Origin of the sequence: Streptomyces sp. NBC_01478 (genome assembly GCF_036227225.1) — a bacterium.
Classification (GTDB): domain Bacteria; phylum Actinomycetota; class Actinomycetes; order Streptomycetales; family Streptomycetaceae; genus Streptomyces.
Genome location: NZ_CP109444.1, coordinates 4,473,563 through 4,489,451, shown reverse-complemented (window position 1 = coordinate 4,489,451; position 15,889 = coordinate 4,473,563). Strand labels below are relative to the sequence as shown.

The following is a 15,889-nucleotide window of genomic DNA, read 5'->3' as shown; positions in this document are numbered from 1 at the left end:
CACGTGTATGAGGCACACGTGGGGGGCCTCTCCGTTCGTTGGCCTCTGCGGGCCCGGTGGGGGCTTGTCGCGCCCACGCGGCGGAGCCGCAAATCGATACAGCCCCGCGCCCCTAAAAGCAAAAGGCGGCTACTCGACCGTGACTGACTTGGCGAGGTTCCTCGGCTTGTCGATGTCCCTGCCCAGCGCCAAAGCCGTGTGATACGCGAGGAGTTGAAGAGGAATCCCCATCAGGATGGGATCCAGTTCGTCCTCGTTCTTCGGGACGACGATCGTCTGGTCGGCCTTTTCCTGGTGCTGGTGGGCCACCGCGAGGATGCGGCCGCTGCGGGCCTTGATCTCCTCCAGGGCGGCGCGGTTCTTCTCCAGAAGGTCGTCGTCGGGGACGATCGCGACCGTGGGGAGGGCGGGCTCGATCAGGGCGAGGGGGCCGTGCTTCAACTCCGAGGCGGGGTAGGCCTCGGCGTGGATGTACGAGACCTCCTTGAGCTTGAGGGAGGCCTCGCGGGCCACCGGGTAACCCCGGACGCGGCCGATGAAGAGCATCGAGCGGGCCTCGGCGTACTCGGCCGCCAGCTTCTGGATCTCGTCCTCGCGGTCGAGGATCTCGGAGATCTGGGCCGGCAGCTTGCGCAGGCCGTCGATGATGCGCTTGCCGTCGCGGACCGAGAGGTCGCGGGTACGGCCGAGGTGGAGGGCCAACAGGGCGAACGCCACTGTGGTGTTGGTGAAGCACTTGGTCGAGACGACACAGACCTCGGGGCCCGCGTGCACGTACATGCCGCCGTCCGCCTCGCGCGCGATCGCCGAGCCGACGACGTTCACCACACCGAGGACCCGCGCGCCCTTGCGCTTCAGCTCCTGGACCGCCGCCAGCACGTCGTACGTCTCACCGGACTGCGAGACCGCGATGTAGAGCGTGTCCGGGTCGACCACCGCGTTGCGGTACCGGAATTCGGAGGCCGGCTCGGCGTCCGCGGGGATGCGGGCCAGCTCCTCGATCATCTGGGCGCCGATCATGCCGGCGTGGTACGAGGTGCCGCAGCCGAGGATCTTGACGCGGCGGATCTGCCGGGCCTCGCGGGCGTCCAGGTTCAGGCCGCCGAGGTGCACGGTGGAGAAGCGGTCGTCGATGCGGCCGCGGAGCACGCGGTCCACGGCGTCGGCCTGCTCGAAGATCTCCTTGTGCATGTAGGTGTCGTGGCCGCCCATGTCGTAGGAGGCGGCCTCCCACTCGACGGTGGTCGGCTCGGACGTCGTCCGCGTGCCCTCGGTGGTGTATGTCCGGAAGTCGTCGGCCTTGAGGGTCGCCATCTCGCCGTCGTCGAGGGTCACTATCTGGCGCGTGTGCGTCACCAGTGCGGCGATGTCCGAGGCGACGAACATCTCCTTCTCGCCGATTCCGAGGACCACCGGGGAGCCGTTTCGAGCCACCACGATGCGGTCGGGGAAGTCGGCGTGCAGGACGGCGATGCCGTACGTCCCCTCGATCACCCGGAGGGCGTCGCGGACCTTGTCCTCGAGCTTCTCCTGCTGCGAGCGGGCGATGAGGTGGGTGAGGACCTCGGTGTCGGTCTCGGAGAGGAACTCGACGCCGTCGGCTTCGAGCTTCTTCCGGAGGTCGGAGGCGTTGTCGATGATGCCGTTGTGGACGACGGCGACCTTGCTGTCGGCCGACAGGTGCGGGTGGGCGTTCACGTCGGACGGGGCGCCGTGCGTGGCCCAGCGGGTGTGGGCGATTCCGGTGGTGCCCTTGAAGCGTGCCGGGACCTTGGCCTCCAGGTCACGGACCCGGCCCTTGGCCTTGACCATCTTCAGGCCGGCCGCCTTGGGGGTCGTCACGACGATGCCCGCCGAGTCGTAGCCGCGGTACTCCAGCCGCTGCAGGCCCTCCAGCAGCAGCGGAGCAACGTCACGCTTGCCGATGTATCCGACGATTCCGCACATGTATAAGCATTCCTAGCCGTAGACGATGCGGCGCAACTGCCTGAGCGTGAGCTCAGGTGGTGCGACCGCCCGGTATTTCAGGTCCGCCTCGATCCGGTCGAAGATCGTCGCGTTCACCAGGCCCTGCGCCTGGAGCTCGCGGTGGCGGCGACGGACGTACTCCTCGGTCGTCTCGTCGAAGTAGGCGAGCACGTCCTGGATCACCCGCAGTGCCTCGCCCCGGCTGAGGGGTGAGGAGCGCGTCAGATGATCAACGAGTTCGTCGTGCACCCGGTTGATCCTGGGGTACCGAGGGAAGGTTTGCAAGAATCCTGCCCGATATCGGGCAGCGGTCTGTTGAATGTCTTATGGGACTCTGTTCGCAAGCTGTCCATCCTGTGTCTTGTGTTACGTCGCTCATATGGACGAGTTTCAGACGCCATGGACATTCCTCGTATGGGAGTACCCGAAGAGCTCGCCGGGCGCATGAGCATGGCCGAGCAGCACGAGTACCTACGCTCGAAATTCTCGCGGCGCACGATGATCAGAGGCGGTGCCGTGACCCTCGGCGCCGTCGCCGGCGGTGTGTTCGTACCGGGCGCGGTCGCCCAGGCGGCCGTCCCCAGTCAGGCCTCCGCGACCTACGCCGCCACCTCCACCGCGTCGTCGGTCGACGGGGCCCTCGTCTCCCCGTTCGGCCGCCACCTCGCGTTCGGCAACGACCCGAGCACGGAGGTGACGGTTTCCTGGCAGGTCCCGACCAACGTCAAGAAGCCGTTCGTCCGGATCGGCGCGCACCCCTGGGACCTCTCCCGCAAGATCGAGGCCGAGGTGCGCACCCTCTACACCCCGGCGGGCGTCGGCGCGAGCGGCGACCACACCCAGTACTACCTGCACGCCAAGCTGACGCACCTGCGTCCGGGCAAGACCTACTACTACGGCGTCGGCCACGCGGGCTTCGACCCGGCCGAGGCCCACCTGCTCGGCACGCTGGGCACCTTCACCACCGCCCCCGACCGCGCCGTGCCGTTCACCTTCACGGCCTTCGGCGACGAGGGTGTCGGCTACCACGGCCTGGCCAACAACAGCCTGCTGCTGGGCCAGAACCCGGCCTTCCACCTGCACGCCGGCGACATCTGCTACGCCGACCCGGCCGGTGCGGGCCAGACCACCGACACGGGCTTCGACTCGCGGACGTGGGACCTGTTCCTCGCCCAGACCGAGTCGGTCGCCAAGTCCGTGCCGTGGATGCCCGCCTACGGCAACCACGACATGGAGGCCTGGTACTCGCCCAACGGCTACGGCGGCGAGGACGCCCGCTGGAACCTGCCGGACAACGGCCCCGACAAGACGAACCTGCCGGGCGTCTACTCCTTCGTCTACGGCAACACGGCGATCATCTCGCTGGACGCCAACGACGTGTCCTTCGAGATCCCGGCCAACCTCGGCATCTCGGGCGGCACCCAGACCAAGTGGCTGGAGGCGCAGCTCAAGAAGTTCCGCGCGGCGCACGACATCGACTTCGTGGTGATCTTCTTCCACCACTGCGCGTACTGCACCTCCACCGCGCACTCCTCGGAGGGGGGAGTGCGCAACGAGTGGGTGCCGCTGTTCGAGAAGTACACGGTGGACCTGGTCATCAACGGCCACAACCACCAGTACGAGCGCACCGACGTCATCAAGAAGAACGCGGTCGTCAAGAAGCTGCCGATCGGCGGCACGGCGTACCCGGAGACCGAGGGTGTCGTCTACGTGACGGCGGGCGCGGCCGGCCGCAGCCTGTACGCGTTCTCCGCACCGGACTCCTACGAGGGTCACGTCGCCGACCTCGACTCGGTCGCCGCCTTCGTCAACACGAAGGACGGCAAGGTCAACGAGACGGTCGCCTGGTCGCGCGTGCGCTACCTCAACTACTCGTTCCTGCGCGTGGACGTCGAGCCCGCACACAAGGGCCGTACGACCACCCTGACGGTCCGCGGCATCGCCGAGACCGGCGCAGAGATCGACCGCTTCACGGTCGCCCGCAAGGCCAAGTAGCTCTGAAGTAGACCGAGTTACGCCCGGAAGGCAGGGCGCCACTCATTCAGCAGGCGGTCCTCGGTTGACGGATGGTCACATCCGTTTGAGGACCGCCTGTTTGGCCATCGCGAACTCCTCGTCCGTGAGCACCCCGTCCCGGTGCAGCTCCCCGAGTTCGCGCAGCCGCCGCAACTGCGCGTCGTGGCTGTCCTCCGCCGCGGCCGTCGACTGCCGCGCGGGCTCGGGCTGTTCAGGTCGTACGGCCGTCTCGGCGGCGGGGTGCGGGAGGCGCGCCTGGACGGCCGCGGCGACCAGGGCCATCAGCGGGTCCTTCTTGAAGCCCCACAGCTCAACGGAGTTGGGGTCGTACTTGGGCGGCGCCTTGGTCGGCGCGCTGCGCACCGAGAAGCGGATGTAGCCGTTCTCCAGCCCGGCCGACGGACGCCACTCCACGCCGACGAGGTCCGTGACGGCGAGAGTGCGGGCGCCGGCGGCGGACTTGGCGTCCTCGGTCTTCCAGTTCCACTCCAGCCGTACGCGCTCGCCGTCGAAGCTCGCGGTGCCGTCCCCGGCGGAGACCGACAGCGGCACGGCCGGGCCCGGCAGCAGGTACTCGGCGACGGGGTCGGCCGGGACCTCGTCGAGCAGCAGCGCGCCCCGCACCTCGTCCACGAAGTACTCGGCGACGCCGTACCGGTCGGACTCCACGGCGAGTTGATAGGGGTCGTCGCTCTCGGCGAGCCGGCCGCCGGTGGCGTGCAGCAGGGGGTCGGCGCCGTCGCGCAGCCGCAGTCTCAGCCGCCCCGACCTCCGGCCCTGCTCGAACGAGACGCCCGCCAACGCGCCCAGGGGGACGACGAGTTCACCCAAGGTCCGGCGGAACAGGCCGACGTTCTTGTCCCGCCCGGGAGTCAGCCGCAGGGCGTCGCCGTCGAAGATCCAGGTGCCGTCCTTCTGGATGATTTCCGCCATAGGAAGGATTGTTCCACCGGTCTGGCGACAGAATGGTCTGTACCTGTCCGGCTTCCGGCTTTCGGCTTCAAGGAAGGCACCGCTTGTGAGACACCTTGTGAGACAGCGCCACAGAACGACCCGCCTCCTCGGTTCGCTGCTGCTCGTCGCCGCCGCGAGCGTGTCCGTCGCCGGCGCCGCACCCGCTGCCGGGCCCGCCGCCGTCACCCCGCTGGGCCGGGTGGTCCCGGCGCCCGCCAAGGTCACCCCCGCGGGACACCCGTACAAGATCACCAGCGCCACCCGGATCCGGGTCGACGACACCCGGGAGTCACGGCGGATCGGCGAGTACCTCGCGGGCATCCTGCGCCCCTCCACCGGCTACCGGCTGCCGGTCACCTCGCGGGGCAAGGGAGGCATCCAACTCCGCCTGACCAAGGGCACGTTCGGCGCCGAGGGCTACCGGCTCAACAGCACTGCCTCCGGTGTCACCATCACCGCGAGCAGGCCCGCCGGCCTCTTCCACGGCGTCCAGACCCTGCGCCAACTCCTGCCCGCCGCCGTCGAGAAGAACTCCGTGCAGCGCGCCCCGTGGCAGATTGCGGGCGGCACCATCGAGGACTCCCCGCGCTACGCCTACCGCGGCGCGATGCTCGACGTCTCCCGGCACTTCTTCACCGTCGACCAAGTCAAGCGCTACATCGACGAGTTGGCGCTCTACAAGATCAACGAACTGCATCTGCACCTCAGCGACGACCAGGGCTGGCGCATCGCGATCGACTCCTGGCCCCGCCTGGCGACGTACGGCGGCTCGACCGAGGTCGGCAGCGGCGCGGGCGGCCACTACACGAAGGCCGACTACAAGGAGATCGTCCGCTACGCCTCCTCCCGCTTCCTGGAGGTCGTTCCGGAGATCGACATGCCCGGCCACACCAACGCGGCCCTCGCCTCCTACGCCGACCTGAACTGCGACGGCGTGGCACCCCCGCTCTACACGGGCACGGACGTCGGCTTCAGCTCGCTGTGCGTCGGCAAGGACCTCACGTACGGCTTCGTGGACGACGTGATCGGTGAACTGGCCGCGCTCACCCCGGGCCGCTATCTCCACATCGGCGGCGACGAGGCGCACTCCACCAGCCATGAGGACTACGTCAAGTTCATGGACCGGGTGCAGCCGATCGTCACCAAGTACGGCAAGACGGTGATCGCCTGGCACCAGATCACCGGAGCCCACCCGGTGAAGGGCGCCCTCGCCCAGTACTGGGGTCTCGACGACACCGACGCCGCCGAGAAGGCACAGGTCGCCGAGGCCGCGAAGAACGGCACCGGGCTGATCCTCTCGCCCGCCGACCGGGTCTACCTCGACATGAAGTACACCGAGGACACCCCGCTCGGCCAGGACTGGGCGGGCCTGGTCGAGGTCAAGCGTTCCTACGACTGGGACCCGGGCAACTACCTTGCCGGGGTGCCGAGTTCGGCGATCCGGGGGGTCGAGGCACCGCTGTGGACCGAGACCATCGTGACCGGCGCGAACATCGACTACATGGCCTTCCCCAGGCTGCCGGGCGTGGCCGAGCTGGGCTGGTCGCCGGCCTCGACGCACGACTGGGACACCTACAAGGTGCGGCTCGCGGCGCAGGCCCCGCGTTGGGACGCGCTCGGGATCGACTACTACCGGTCGCCCCAAGTGCCCTGGCCCGCAGGGTAGTTGATCTGTACACGTGAATGGGGCGGGCACCCCGGGGGACCGTACCCCGGGGTGCCCGCCTGCTTTGTGGGTCAGAACCCGGCGATCGGGTTCTTCAGGGTGCCGACGAGCTGGAGCGCGCCGGAGGGGTCCGCCAGGTCCACCATCTGCTCGTTGTTGCGCAGTTGGAGCCGGTTGAGGCAGGACAGCGAGAACTCGGGGGCGAACATGTCGTACTGCCGGAACCTGTCGGCGAGTTCGGGTGCCGCGTCCTGGTACTCGCGGGTGACGTCCGCGACCGTACGCCAGAAGTCGTCCTCCTCCAGGACGCCCTCGGCGGCCAGGTCGGCGGCGAGGAAGCGGAAGAAGCAGTCGAAGACGTCGGTGAAGATCGACAGCAGTTTCTTGTCCTCGGGGACCTCGACCCGCAGCCGCTCCACCGTCGGCGGCAGCACCGCGTCCGGGTCCATGACGGCGATCTCCTCGGCGATGTCCTTGTAGATCGCGCGCTGGACCACGCCGTCCTTCAGAACGAGGATCACGTTCTCGCCGTGCGGCATGAACACCAGGTCGTAGGCGTAGAAGCTGTGCAGCAGCGGGGTGAAGTACGCCCGCAGATAGCGCCGCAGCCACTCCACCGGCGCCAGCCCCGACCGCTCGATCAGCGCGCCGGCGAAGGACGCGCCCTCGTGGTCCAGGTGCACCAGCGAGGCCATCGTCGCCAGGGACTCCCCGTCCCGGAGCGACGGCACCGGGCTCTCGCGCCACAGGGCGGCGAGCATCTTGCGGTACGGCGAGTAGCGGTCGGTGGCCGCCTCGTACTCCAGGTGCCGGTAGCCCACGGCGGCCCGCTCGCGGATGATCGACAGGCCGGTGGACTTCAACACCGGGTCGTTGTCGATGAGTTGGGCGAGCCAGTCGTTGATCGCCGGGGTCGCCTCCATGTAGGCGGCCGAAAGCCCGCGCATGAAGCCCATGTTGATGACGGACAGGGCCGTCTTCACGTAGTGCTTCTCGGGGTTCGACTTGTTGAAGAAGGTCCGGATGGACTGCTGGGCGAGGTACTCGTCGTCGCCCTCGCCGAGGCAGACGAGGTGGCCGCGGGCGACCTCGGCGGCGAAGGTGACGGTGAGCTTGTTCCACCACTGCCAGGGGTGGACGGGGATGAGGAGGAAGTCGTCCGGGTCGTGCCCCTGGTCGGTCAGGACGGCACGGAAGCGGTCGAGGGCGGCGCTGCCCAACTCGCCCTTGACGAACGACTCGTACTCGATGCCCACGCCCGCCGTGAACGCCGCCCGCGAGCGGTGCGCGGCCAGCCAGACCAGCCGGACCGGGCTCGCGGTCTCGGGGGCGTACGAGAGGTACTCGTGCACCCCGAAGCCGAGCCGCCCGTTGTTGGCGACGAAGCAGGGGTGGCCCTCGGTCATCCCCGTCTCGATGGCCTGGAAGTCGCTCCGCACCAGCTCGGCGACCGGGAGCTGCGGCTTGGTCAGCTTGTAGCAGGTGCCGGAGAGGGTGGAGGAGATCTCCTCCAGGTAGACCGGGAGGATCGCCTCGCTCAGCCCGAGCGCCTGCTTCAGCTCGATGAAGAAGTCCAGGGCTGCGAGGGGGAGTTCGGCGCCGTCGCGGTGACGCGTGATGGAGTCGGCGTCGACCTGCCAGTGGTCGAGGGCGCGCCGGGTGGCGGTGAACCGGTAGCGGGTCAGACCGTCGTCGCTGCGGACGACGTACAAGTTGCCGTCCTGCTGGGCCGGTTCGGGGGTGATCAGCCGCTCGTGCGCGAACTCGGCGAGGGCCTTGCGGATCAGGAGGCGGTTGGCCTTCTCCCAGCGTTCGGGGGAGAGGTGGGCCACGGCGTCGGCGAGGCTCATGCGGTCACCGCCGTGGCCGCGACGAACTGGTCTCGTGTGCAGAAGCTCAACAAGGCTTTCTTCTCCGGCTTTTGGATCTCACGCTCGGGGACGAATCCCACCGACTCGTTCAGGGCGTGCACGGCGGTGTTGGACACGTCCGGCTCCACGACGACCCGTGCGACGGCCGGGTCCTCGAAGAGGCGGGCCATCACGGCGGTGATCACCGCACGGGTGAAGCCGTGGACGGGGGCCTGGGTGGCCGGCGTCAGGAAGTGCATGCCGACGTCACCGGGCAACGGCTCGTACAGGCCGACCAGTTCGCGATACCGCGGGTCGTAGTACTCCATCAGGAAGACGGGAACACCGTCCTGGAGCCCGAGCAGAGCGTGCTGGTGCTCGTCGGCCGCGATCTCCATGTAGGCGCGCTCGACGTCCTCCAGTTTCGCGTCCTGCATCATCCAGAACGCGGCCTTGGGGTGGGTGAGCCACCGGTGCAGCAGCTCGGCGTCCCGGAGCGGGTCGAGGGGGCGGAAGGTGAAGGTCATACGGCGAACTCCTGGAACGCGATGGTCTGTTCGACCGGGTAGTACTCGGTGCCGAGCAGCTCACGGATGATGTACGAGTTGCGGTACGCGCCCATGCCCAGGTCGGGGGACGTGATGCTGTGCGCGTGGACGCCGGCGTTCTGCAGGAAGACGCCCCGGCCCGTGGTGTCGATCGAGTAGTTGCGCGCGATGTCGAAGTTGCCCCGGGAGTCGTAACGCAGCCGCTCGTGCACGGGCTTGAGGAACTCCGGTTCGGCGTACTTGTAGCCGGTGGCGAGGACCAGGCCCTGGGAGCGCAGGGTGTAGTCCTTCTCCTGCTCCTCCTGGCGCAGCCCCAGTTCGTAGACGCCGTCGCGGTAAGTGACGTCGTTCAGCGAGGAGTTGGTGAGCAGCCGGGTGGGGACGGGCCCGCCGACCTTCTTCTGGTACAGCAGGTCGAAGATCTCGTTGACGAGGTCGCCGTCGATGCCCTTGAACAAGCCTTTCTGCTCGGCCGTGAGGCGGTAGCGGGTCTGCTCGGGCAGGGCATGGAAGTAGTCGATGTACTCCGGGGAGGTCATCTCCAGCGTGAGTTTCGTGTACTCCAGTGGGAAGAAGCGCGGCGAGCGCGTGACCCAGTTCAACTCGTAGCCGTGGACGTCGATTTCGGCGAGCAGGTCGTAGTAGATCTCGGCGGCTGACTGCCCGCTGCCGACCAGCGTGATCGACTCCTTGGCCTGCAACTTCGCTTTGTGCTGCATGTAACGGGAGTTGTGGATGAAGTCCCCGCCCAGACCGGCGACGGCCTCCGGGAGATACGGCGGGGTGCCGGTGCCGAGGACCAGATGCCGGGCGCGGAAGATGTCACCGGCCTCGGTCCGGACGACGTAGACCTTGTCCTCGTACGTCACCTCGGTGACCGTCGTGCCGAAGCGCACGTTGGTGAGCCGGTTGGCCGCCCAGCGGCAGTAGTCGTCGTACTCGACGCGCAGCGGATAGAAGTTCTCGCGGATGTAGAAGGGGTACAGACGCCCCTTCTCCTTCAGGTAGTTGAGGAAGGAGTACGGCGAGGTCGGGTCGGCGAGGGTGACCAGGTCCGACATGAACGGGGTCTGGAGGTGGGCGCCGTCGAGGAACATGCCGGCGTGCCACTCGAAGTCGGGCTTCGAGTCCAGGAAGACGCCGTCGAGTTCGGCGATGGGCTCGGTGAGGCAGGCGAGGCCGAGGTTGAAGGGTCCGAGCCCGATGCCCACGAAGTCGTAGGTCTTGTTCGAGGCGTCAGGAAGCGCGGTCAAGGGACTCTCCCAGGTACTGCTCGGCATGGCCGGCGATCAGGTCGAGGACGGCGGCGATGTCGTCGGCCGTCGTCTCGGGGTTGAGCAGGGTGAACTTCAGGTAGTGGCGGCCGGAGACCTTGGTGCCCGCGACCACCGCGGCACCGGAGGCGAACAGGGCCTTGCGGGCGTACAGGTTGGCGCGGTCGATCTCGGCCGGGTCGGTGACGGCGGCCGGGATGTAGCGGTAGACGAGGGTGGAGAGCGAGGGCTCGACGACCACGTCGAACCGAGGGTCGGCGGCCAGGAGTCGCCACCCCTCCTCGGCCAGGTCGCAGACCTCGTCGAAGAGTTGGCCGATGCCGTCGGCGCCCATCACGCGCAGCGTCATCCACAGCTTGAGCGCGTCGAAACGGCGGGTGGTCTGCAGGGACTTGTCGACCTGGTTGGGGATGCGCTCCTGCACCATGCGCTGCGGGTTGAGGTACTCCGCGTGATAGGTCGCGTGGCGCAGGGTGTCGGCGTCGCGGACCAGCAGGGCGGATGAACTCACCGGCTGGAAGAAGGACTTGTGGTAGTCCACGGTGACCGAGTCGGCGCGCTCGATGCCGTCGATGCGGCTCCGGTGCTTCAGCGAGGCGAGCAGACCACAGCCGTAGGCCGCGTCCACGTGCATCCACACCCCGAACTGCTCGCACAGGGCGGCGATTTCGGGCAGCGGGTCGATGGAGCCGAAGTCGGTGGTGCCGGCGGTGGCGACGACGGCCATGGGAACGAGCCCGGCGTTCTTGCAGCGCTCCAACTCCCGGGCGAGAGCCACGGTCTGCATGCGCTTGTCGGCGCCGACGGGTATCGACACGACGGCGTCCTGCCCGAGGCCCAGCAGTTTCGCCGACTTCTTCACGCTGAAGTGGCTGACCTCGGAGGCGAAGACGCGCAGTTTGGCGAGCGTGTCGGTCTTCGCCTCCTCGCGGGCCAGCAGCAGCGCCTGGAGGTTGGACTGGCTGCCGCCGGAGGTGAACACCCCGTCGGCGTGCGGCCCGAGGCCGATCCGCTCGTTCGTCCAGTCGATCAGCTTGCGCTCGATGAGGGTGCCGCCGGCCGACTGGTCCCAGGTGTCCAGGGAGGAGTTGACGGCGGAGAGCACCGCCTCGCCGAGCACCGCGGGGATGACGACGGGGCAGTTGAGGTGGGCGAGGTAGCGGGGGTGGTGGAAGTAGATCGCGTCACGCAGATAGACCTCGTCCAGCTCGTCGAGCACCGCGGCGGTGTCGTGGAGCGGGCGGTCGAGGTCGATGCGGTCGATGAGGGGGGAGAGGGCGTCGACCGTGACGCCGGTGAACGGTCGTTCCGTGGTGGCGAGTTTGGCCGCCACCCGCTCCACGCCTTCCGTCACGGAGCGGCGGTAGTGCTCCGCAGTCGTGTCATTGAGCAGGTGCGAGCGCATGTGGGGGTCCTCCGGTGGGGAAGTCCGTGCGGGACAGGTGAGCGGCGGGGTTCCGCAACATCAACTTAGGTAAGCCTAACCTAACTTAACGTTCGCGAAACCCGCCTCTCCCGTGACAGCGGTCACTCACGCATCACGGGCCCGTCACCAGGTCACCCGGCCTCGCGCAGTTGCTCCTCACTGAGCCCCTGCCGCCAGTACCCGACGAAGGTCACCCGCCGCCGGTCGAACCCGCGCTCACCCACGAAGTGCCGCCGCAGCGCCTTCACTTGACCGGACTCGCCCGCGATCCACACGTACGGCCGCTCGGCGGACGGGAGTTGGGCCGCGCGCAGGGCGCCGAGGGCCATGGGGGATCCCTCGCCACCTTCGCGCTCGCGCACCAGCCAGGTCACCTCGGCGTCGGACGCGGTCACCAACTCCTGCACATCACCGGCGTGTTGGACCTCCAGCCACACCCGCGCACGGGTACCGGCGGGCAGCGCCTCAAGGATGGCGGACACGGCCGGTACGGCGGTCTCGTCGCCCCAGACGACCACGAGATCGGTGTCCTGCGGCGGCCGGAACCGAATCGCCCGATTGTCCGCGACGGCCGGCCCGAGCAACACGACCCGGTCCCCGGCACAGACGCGAGAGGCCCAACGCGAAGCGGGCCCGGCGGGTTCGTGCAGCACGAAGTCGATGTCGATCTCGTCGGGCCCACGGCGCAGCGCCCGAAGCGTGTACGACCGCATCACCGCCCGCACGTCATCGGGCAGTTCACGCCACCCCTGCCACCACCCGTCACCGAGTTCGTACGGCACGGCGGGCTCACGCTGCCCGGGCTGGGGGAGAAACAACGACAGGGACTGATCACACCCGTCGGAGAAGAAGCACGCCAGATCGTCCCCGCCGAAGGAGACCCGGACCAGAGACGGCCCGAGCCGCTCCGTCCGCACGACATGGAGTGAGAAAAAGCGGAACGGAGCGGCCAGGGCCGTAGTCATGGAGGGGGGCTCCTCTAGAGGGGCGTCAGGTGTCGTACCTAAAGGGGCGCGGGGCTGTATCCAATGTGCGGCTCCGCCGCGTGGGAGCACCCAGCCACATCCGGCCCGCAGCTCCCCACGAAAGCGAAACCACCCCGAATTCAGCTGACCTTCTTCGCGTTCTCGATCGCCTTCGCCAGATCCTCAAGCAACGGCGCGCACTTGTCGTACGACAGAATCGGCTCGGGATTCCGCGCGATGACCTGCCCCGCCTTCACCGCGGGAAGCTTCTTCCACGTGCCCTCGGTGATGTCGGCGGGCTGCGTCGCCGCCGTACGGTTGTCCATCATGATGACGTCCGCCCCGTACTTGTCGACGTTCTCCCAGCTCAGGTTCTCGTACCACCCGCCGCTCGCCTTCAGCGCGGCCGCGGACGGCTCGACGAAGTTCACGCCGAGCGCCTTGAAGTACTCGAGGTCGACGGAGAGGTTGGACCCCGAGACATAGAAGATGGTGTCGCTCGCGGAACCGACCAGGACCTTGATGTCCGGCTTGGCCTTCGCCGCGGCGCGCAGCCGGGCCGCCGCGTCCTCGAAGCGCTTCTTGGCCGCGGTGATCGCAGAAGAAGTGGTGTCCGCGCCAAGGGACTTGGCGAGCTCCAGCATCCGCGCCAGCGGCGTCGGCAACTGGACGTCGTACACCGAGATGCCGACGGTCGGCGCGCCCACGGCGAGGATCTTCTTCTTCGACTCCTCCGGGACGTACCAGAGCGTGCCGGCCGCGTCGAACATCGTGGTGATGAGGACGTCGGGGGCGAGGGCCGCGTACTTCTCGATGTTGAACTGGCCCCAGGTGTTGCCGAGGTTGGTGACCTTGCTGATGTCCAGGTCGCCGGCCTGCACGTCGGCCTTGCCGTTCTTCAGCTCGGTCGGCCCGAAGACGCCCTTGGACTCGATGCCGTAGTCGTGCAGCGCGGCGGCGACACCGATGAAGGAGACGATGGTCGCCGGGGTCCTGTCGGTCTTGGCGGTCTGGCCGCGGTCGTCCTTGAAGGTCCAGGGACCGGACTTCGCGGCCGTCGTCTCCTTGTCCGAGCCACCGCTTTTCGCGTCGTCGTCGCCGCAGGCCGCGAGCACGGCACCGAGGCCGAGGGCGCCGCCCGCGGCGAGGATGCCGCGGCGGGAGAGGTGAGTGGCACGGGCGTTGGACATGTATGGCTGCTTTCGAACAGGGCGGAGCGCCCGCCGGACAATTCGAAGGTAGGTTAGCCTAACCTCACTATGTAGCCAACGGGCGGGCTCGCCGCCGTCCGGGCCTGTGTCTGTCCTGTGCATGGCTTATGGGCCCATGTCCTATCCGATTTGGCTTTCAACCGCCTTGTCTCGTACGGCCGTTGTGATCACGCTCCTTCGTAGCGCGACCCGCGCACTGCTGTTCGAGCGTCTTCGGAGGTGGAGTGGCTAACACGGTGGACATGGCGGGCACGACGGGTGTGGAAGCGGTGGTGCGCGCCGACGCGGCCCTGCTGGAGGACGACCTGGCCGCGTTCCTCGACGCGTTGACCGCTCCGGCGCGGGCGGCCGCCTCCGTGTACGACACGGCCCTGCGCCGCGCCCTGTACGAACCGGTCGCCGACGCCCTGGGCTCGAAGGTGGGCCAGCAGGCGCTGCCCCCGGCCCCCGGAGCACCCGGCGGCCGGGCTCCGCTGCGGCCCTCGATGGTGTACTGGGCGTACCGGAACTACCGGGGGTTCCCCGAGGAGGCGGAGAGCGCTTCCGACCTCGCGGTGATCCGCCGTACGGCAGTTGCCGTAAGGATTCTGCTGAAGGCCGCGGTCGCCCTCGACGACATCCAGGACGGCAGCGACGTCCGCTACGGCGAACCCGCACTCCACACCACCCACGGCACCCCGCTCGCCCTCAACACCGGCGCCTGGCTGATCATGTCCGCGCTGCGGCACGCGGCCGACCCCGCCGTCATGGACAGCCTGGTGCGCTCGGTCGGCAACGGCTTCACCGGGCAGGCCGTCGACCTGTCCTCGCGTACGGCGCTCACACGCGCGGAGCTGCCGGCCGCGCCGCGCGCCACCCGGGTCGACTTCTGGGAGTCGACGGCCGCCCTCAAGACCGGCACCCTGTTCCGGATGCCGCTGGACGCGGCGGTCGCGGGGCTGCGGGTGGTCGAGGACGACCGGCTGGTCCTCGACGGCGCGATGCGTCAACTCGGCCTGGCCAGCCAACTGTTCAACGACCTGACCGACTTCGTTCCGGAACTCGGCGGCGCCAACACCCACGAGGACTTCGACGGCCTCGGCAACCGGGTCCTGCTGGAACTCCTCGGCGACGCACCGCCCGAAGCGGAATTCAAACGCTACGTTCTCGGTCACCCGAAACTGGAGCGGACGCTCCTCGCGCTCGCCGAGGAGGCCGTGGCGCTGAAGCGCGCCGCGAAGGACGCCGTGCACGGGGTGTGCCGCTCCGAGCGCAGCGCCGCCTACTTCGACGTGACGATCGAACGCAAGGGCCACCTCATCGACCGTCTGCTCGCGACGGTCCGGCAGCGGAGCGGCGTATGACGGACACCAACACCGGCATGGGCACGGGCACGCACACGGCGACCGAGCGGCTGAGGAGCGGCACCCGCGCCTGGCACGAGGCCATGGAGAGCACCGGGTTCGCCACCGCGATGCTCGCCGGCACCCTTCCGCTCGACCGCTACGTCGGTCAACTCGCCGCCTACCGCGTGGTCCTGGCGGCCCTGGAGACCGAACTCGCCCGTGCCCTCAGCCCGTCGGTCGACTCGGTGTGGTCGCCGGACCTGGCCAAACTCCCGCTCGTCGAACGCGACCTGCGCCACTTCGCCGCCCTGGGCACGGCTCCTCGCCCCGGCCCGGCCGCCGAGGAGTTCGTGACCGAGATACGGCACACCGCCGCCACCGAGCCCACCGAACTCCTCGGCTTCCTCTACGTGTTGGAGGGCTCCACCCTCGGCGCCCTGTTCCTGCGCCGGTACGTCACCGAGGCGTACCGCCTCACGGACGGGAACGGCACGTCCTACTACGGCAGCGGCGACCGCGCCCGCTGGAGGGCCTTCACCGAGCGCCTCGACCGGACGCTCGGCGAACCCGCCGTACAGGAGAGGGTGGTGGCCGCCGCCGAGCGGGCCTACCGGCATGTGGCCCTGATCTCGGCGGAGTTGTCGACCGGCCTGGACCGCCCCGCCCCCGAACCGGTCTGACGTCGC

At 68.6% G+C, this 15,889-nt stretch carries 13 protein-coding genes; 4 read left to right on the top strand and 9 right to left on the bottom strand.

The features are described from left to right. Positions 1 to 129: 129 nt before the first annotated feature. Positions 130 to 1,947: a glutamine--fructose-6-phosphate transaminase (isomerizing) gene (gene glmS / locus OG223_RS20080; protein ID WP_329250310.1), complete on the bottom strand. Its 1,818-nt coding sequence runs from the start codon at positions 1,945 to 1,947 to the stop codon at positions 130 to 132. A 12-nt stretch (positions 1,948 to 1,959) separates the two neighbouring features. Further along, on the bottom strand, positions 1,960 to 2,217 hold the full coding sequence (locus OG223_RS20075) for a hypothetical protein (protein WP_329250306.1): 258 nt from the start codon (positions 2,215 to 2,217) through the stop codon (positions 1,960 to 1,962). 165 nt (positions 2,218 to 2,382) lie between these two features. Between OG223_RS20075 and OG223_RS20070 the strand changes: the two genes are divergently transcribed. After that, positions 2,383 to 3,963 carry a purple acid phosphatase family protein gene (locus OG223_RS20070; protein WP_329250303.1) on the top strand — a complete coding sequence of 527 codons (1,581 nt, stop codon included), beginning with the start codon at positions 2,383 to 2,385 and terminating at the stop codon, positions 3,961 to 3,963. 75 nt (positions 3,964 to 4,038) lie between these two features. Here the strand turns inward: OG223_RS20070 and OG223_RS20065 are convergent, their stop codons facing one another. Next, positions 4,039 to 4,917, bottom strand: coding sequence for a DUF4429 domain-containing protein (locus tag OG223_RS20065; protein ID WP_329250301.1), 879 nt, complete (start codon positions 4,915 to 4,917; stop codon positions 4,039 to 4,041). A gap of 97 nt (positions 4,918 to 5,014) precedes the next feature. Between OG223_RS20065 and OG223_RS20060 the strand changes: the two genes are divergently transcribed. Beyond that, positions 5,015 to 6,604, top strand: a complete 1,590-nt coding sequence (locus tag OG223_RS20060) for a beta-N-acetylhexosaminidase (protein ID WP_329265391.1) — start codon at positions 5,015 to 5,017, stop codon at positions 6,602 to 6,604. A 71-nt stretch (positions 6,605 to 6,675) separates the two neighbouring features. On the opposite strand, the gene OG223_RS20055 is transcribed toward OG223_RS20060, so the two are convergent. From OG223_RS20055 to OG223_RS20030, 6 genes are all read right to left on the bottom strand, one after another. Then, complete coding sequence (locus OG223_RS20055) at positions 6,676 to 8,454, bottom strand: IucA/IucC family protein (RefSeq protein ID WP_329250298.1); 1,779 nt, start codon at positions 8,452 to 8,454, stop codon at positions 6,676 to 6,678. Beyond that, a complete protein-coding gene (locus tag OG223_RS20050) occupies positions 8,451 to 8,981 on the bottom strand; it encodes a GNAT family N-acetyltransferase (protein ID WP_329250295.1) in 531 nt (176 codons plus the stop codon). The genes OG223_RS20055 and OG223_RS20050 overlap by 4 nt, the downstream gene beginning before the upstream one ends. Further along, the gene (locus OG223_RS20045) at positions 8,978 to 10,282 is read right to left on the bottom strand and encodes a lysine N(6)-hydroxylase/L-ornithine N(5)-oxygenase family protein (protein WP_443073727.1); all 1,305 of its coding nucleotides are present in this window, start codon (positions 10,280 to 10,282) and stop codon (positions 8,978 to 8,980) included. The genes OG223_RS20050 and OG223_RS20045 overlap by 4 nt, the downstream gene beginning before the upstream one ends. Next, positions 10,239 to 11,681, bottom strand: a complete 1,443-nt coding sequence (gene desA, locus OG223_RS20040) for a lysine decarboxylase DesA (RefSeq protein WP_329250289.1) — start codon at positions 11,679 to 11,681, stop codon at positions 10,239 to 10,241. Before desA ends, OG223_RS20045 begins: the two co-directional genes overlap by 44 nt. Positions 11,682 to 11,833: 152 nt before the next feature. After that, positions 11,834 to 12,667 carry a siderophore-interacting protein gene (locus OG223_RS20035; protein WP_329250285.1) on the bottom strand — a complete coding sequence of 278 codons (834 nt, stop codon included), beginning with the start codon at positions 12,665 to 12,667 and terminating at the stop codon, positions 11,834 to 11,836. 140 nt (positions 12,668 to 12,807) lie between these two features. Continuing rightward, the gene (locus OG223_RS20030) at positions 12,808 to 13,857 is read right to left on the bottom strand and encodes an ABC transporter substrate-binding protein (protein WP_329250282.1); all 1,050 of its coding nucleotides are present in this window, start codon (positions 13,855 to 13,857) and stop codon (positions 12,808 to 12,810) included. 263 nt (positions 13,858 to 14,120) lie between these two features. Here OG223_RS20030 and OG223_RS20025 point away from each other — a divergent pair, with 263 nt between their 5' ends. Both OG223_RS20025 and OG223_RS20020 read left to right on the top strand, forming a co-directional pair. Further along, positions 14,121 to 15,221 (top strand): class 1 isoprenoid biosynthesis enzyme, encoded by a 1,101-nt coding sequence (locus OG223_RS20025; RefSeq protein ID WP_329250279.1) that lies wholly within the window; start codon positions 14,121 to 14,123, stop codon positions 15,219 to 15,221. Next, positions 15,218 to 15,883 (top strand): biliverdin-producing heme oxygenase, encoded by a 666-nt coding sequence (locus OG223_RS20020; RefSeq protein ID WP_329250276.1) that lies wholly within the window; start codon positions 15,218 to 15,220, stop codon positions 15,881 to 15,883. The genes OG223_RS20025 and OG223_RS20020 overlap by 4 nt, the downstream gene beginning before the upstream one ends. The last annotated feature ends 6 nt before the right edge of the window (positions 15,884 to 15,889 follow it).

Coding starts and splice junctions, on each gene's coding strand:
- glmS (WP_329250310.1), bottom strand. CDS start 1,947: ATGTGCGGAATCGTCGGATACATCGGCAAGCGTGACGTTGCTCCGCTG.
- OG223_RS20070 (WP_329250303.1), top strand. CDS start 2,383: ATGGGAGTACCCGAAGAGCTCGCCGGGCGCATGAGCATGGCCGAGCAG.
- OG223_RS20065 (WP_329250301.1), bottom strand. CDS start 4,917: ATGGCGGAAATCATCCAGAAGGACGGCACCTGGATCTTCGACGGCGAC.
- OG223_RS20055 (WP_329250298.1), bottom strand. CDS start 8,454: ATGAGCCTCGCCGACGCCGTGGCCCACCTCTCCCCCGAACGCTGGGAG.
- OG223_RS20050 (WP_329250295.1), bottom strand. CDS start 8,981: ATGACCTTCACCTTCCGCCCCCTCGACCCGCTCCGGGACGCCGAGCTG.
- OG223_RS20045 (WP_443073727.1), bottom strand. CDS start 10,282: ATGCCGAGCAGTACCTGGGAGAGTCCCTTGACCGCGCTTCCTGACGCC.
- desA (WP_329250289.1), bottom strand. CDS start 11,681: ATGCGCTCGCACCTGCTCAATGACACGACTGCGGAGCACTACCGCCGC.
- OG223_RS20035 (WP_329250285.1), bottom strand. CDS start 12,667: ATGACTACGGCCCTGGCCGCTCCGTTCCGCTTTTTCTCACTCCATGTC.
- OG223_RS20030 (WP_329250282.1), bottom strand. CDS start 13,857: ATGTCCAACGCCCGTGCCACTCACCTCTCCCGCCGCGGCATCCTCGCC.
- OG223_RS20025 (WP_329250279.1), top strand. CDS start 14,121: ATGGCGGGCACGACGGGTGTGGAAGCGGTGGTGCGCGCCGACGCGGCC.
- OG223_RS20020 (WP_329250276.1), top strand. CDS start 15,218: ATGACGGACACCAACACCGGCATGGGCACGGGCACGCACACGGCGACC.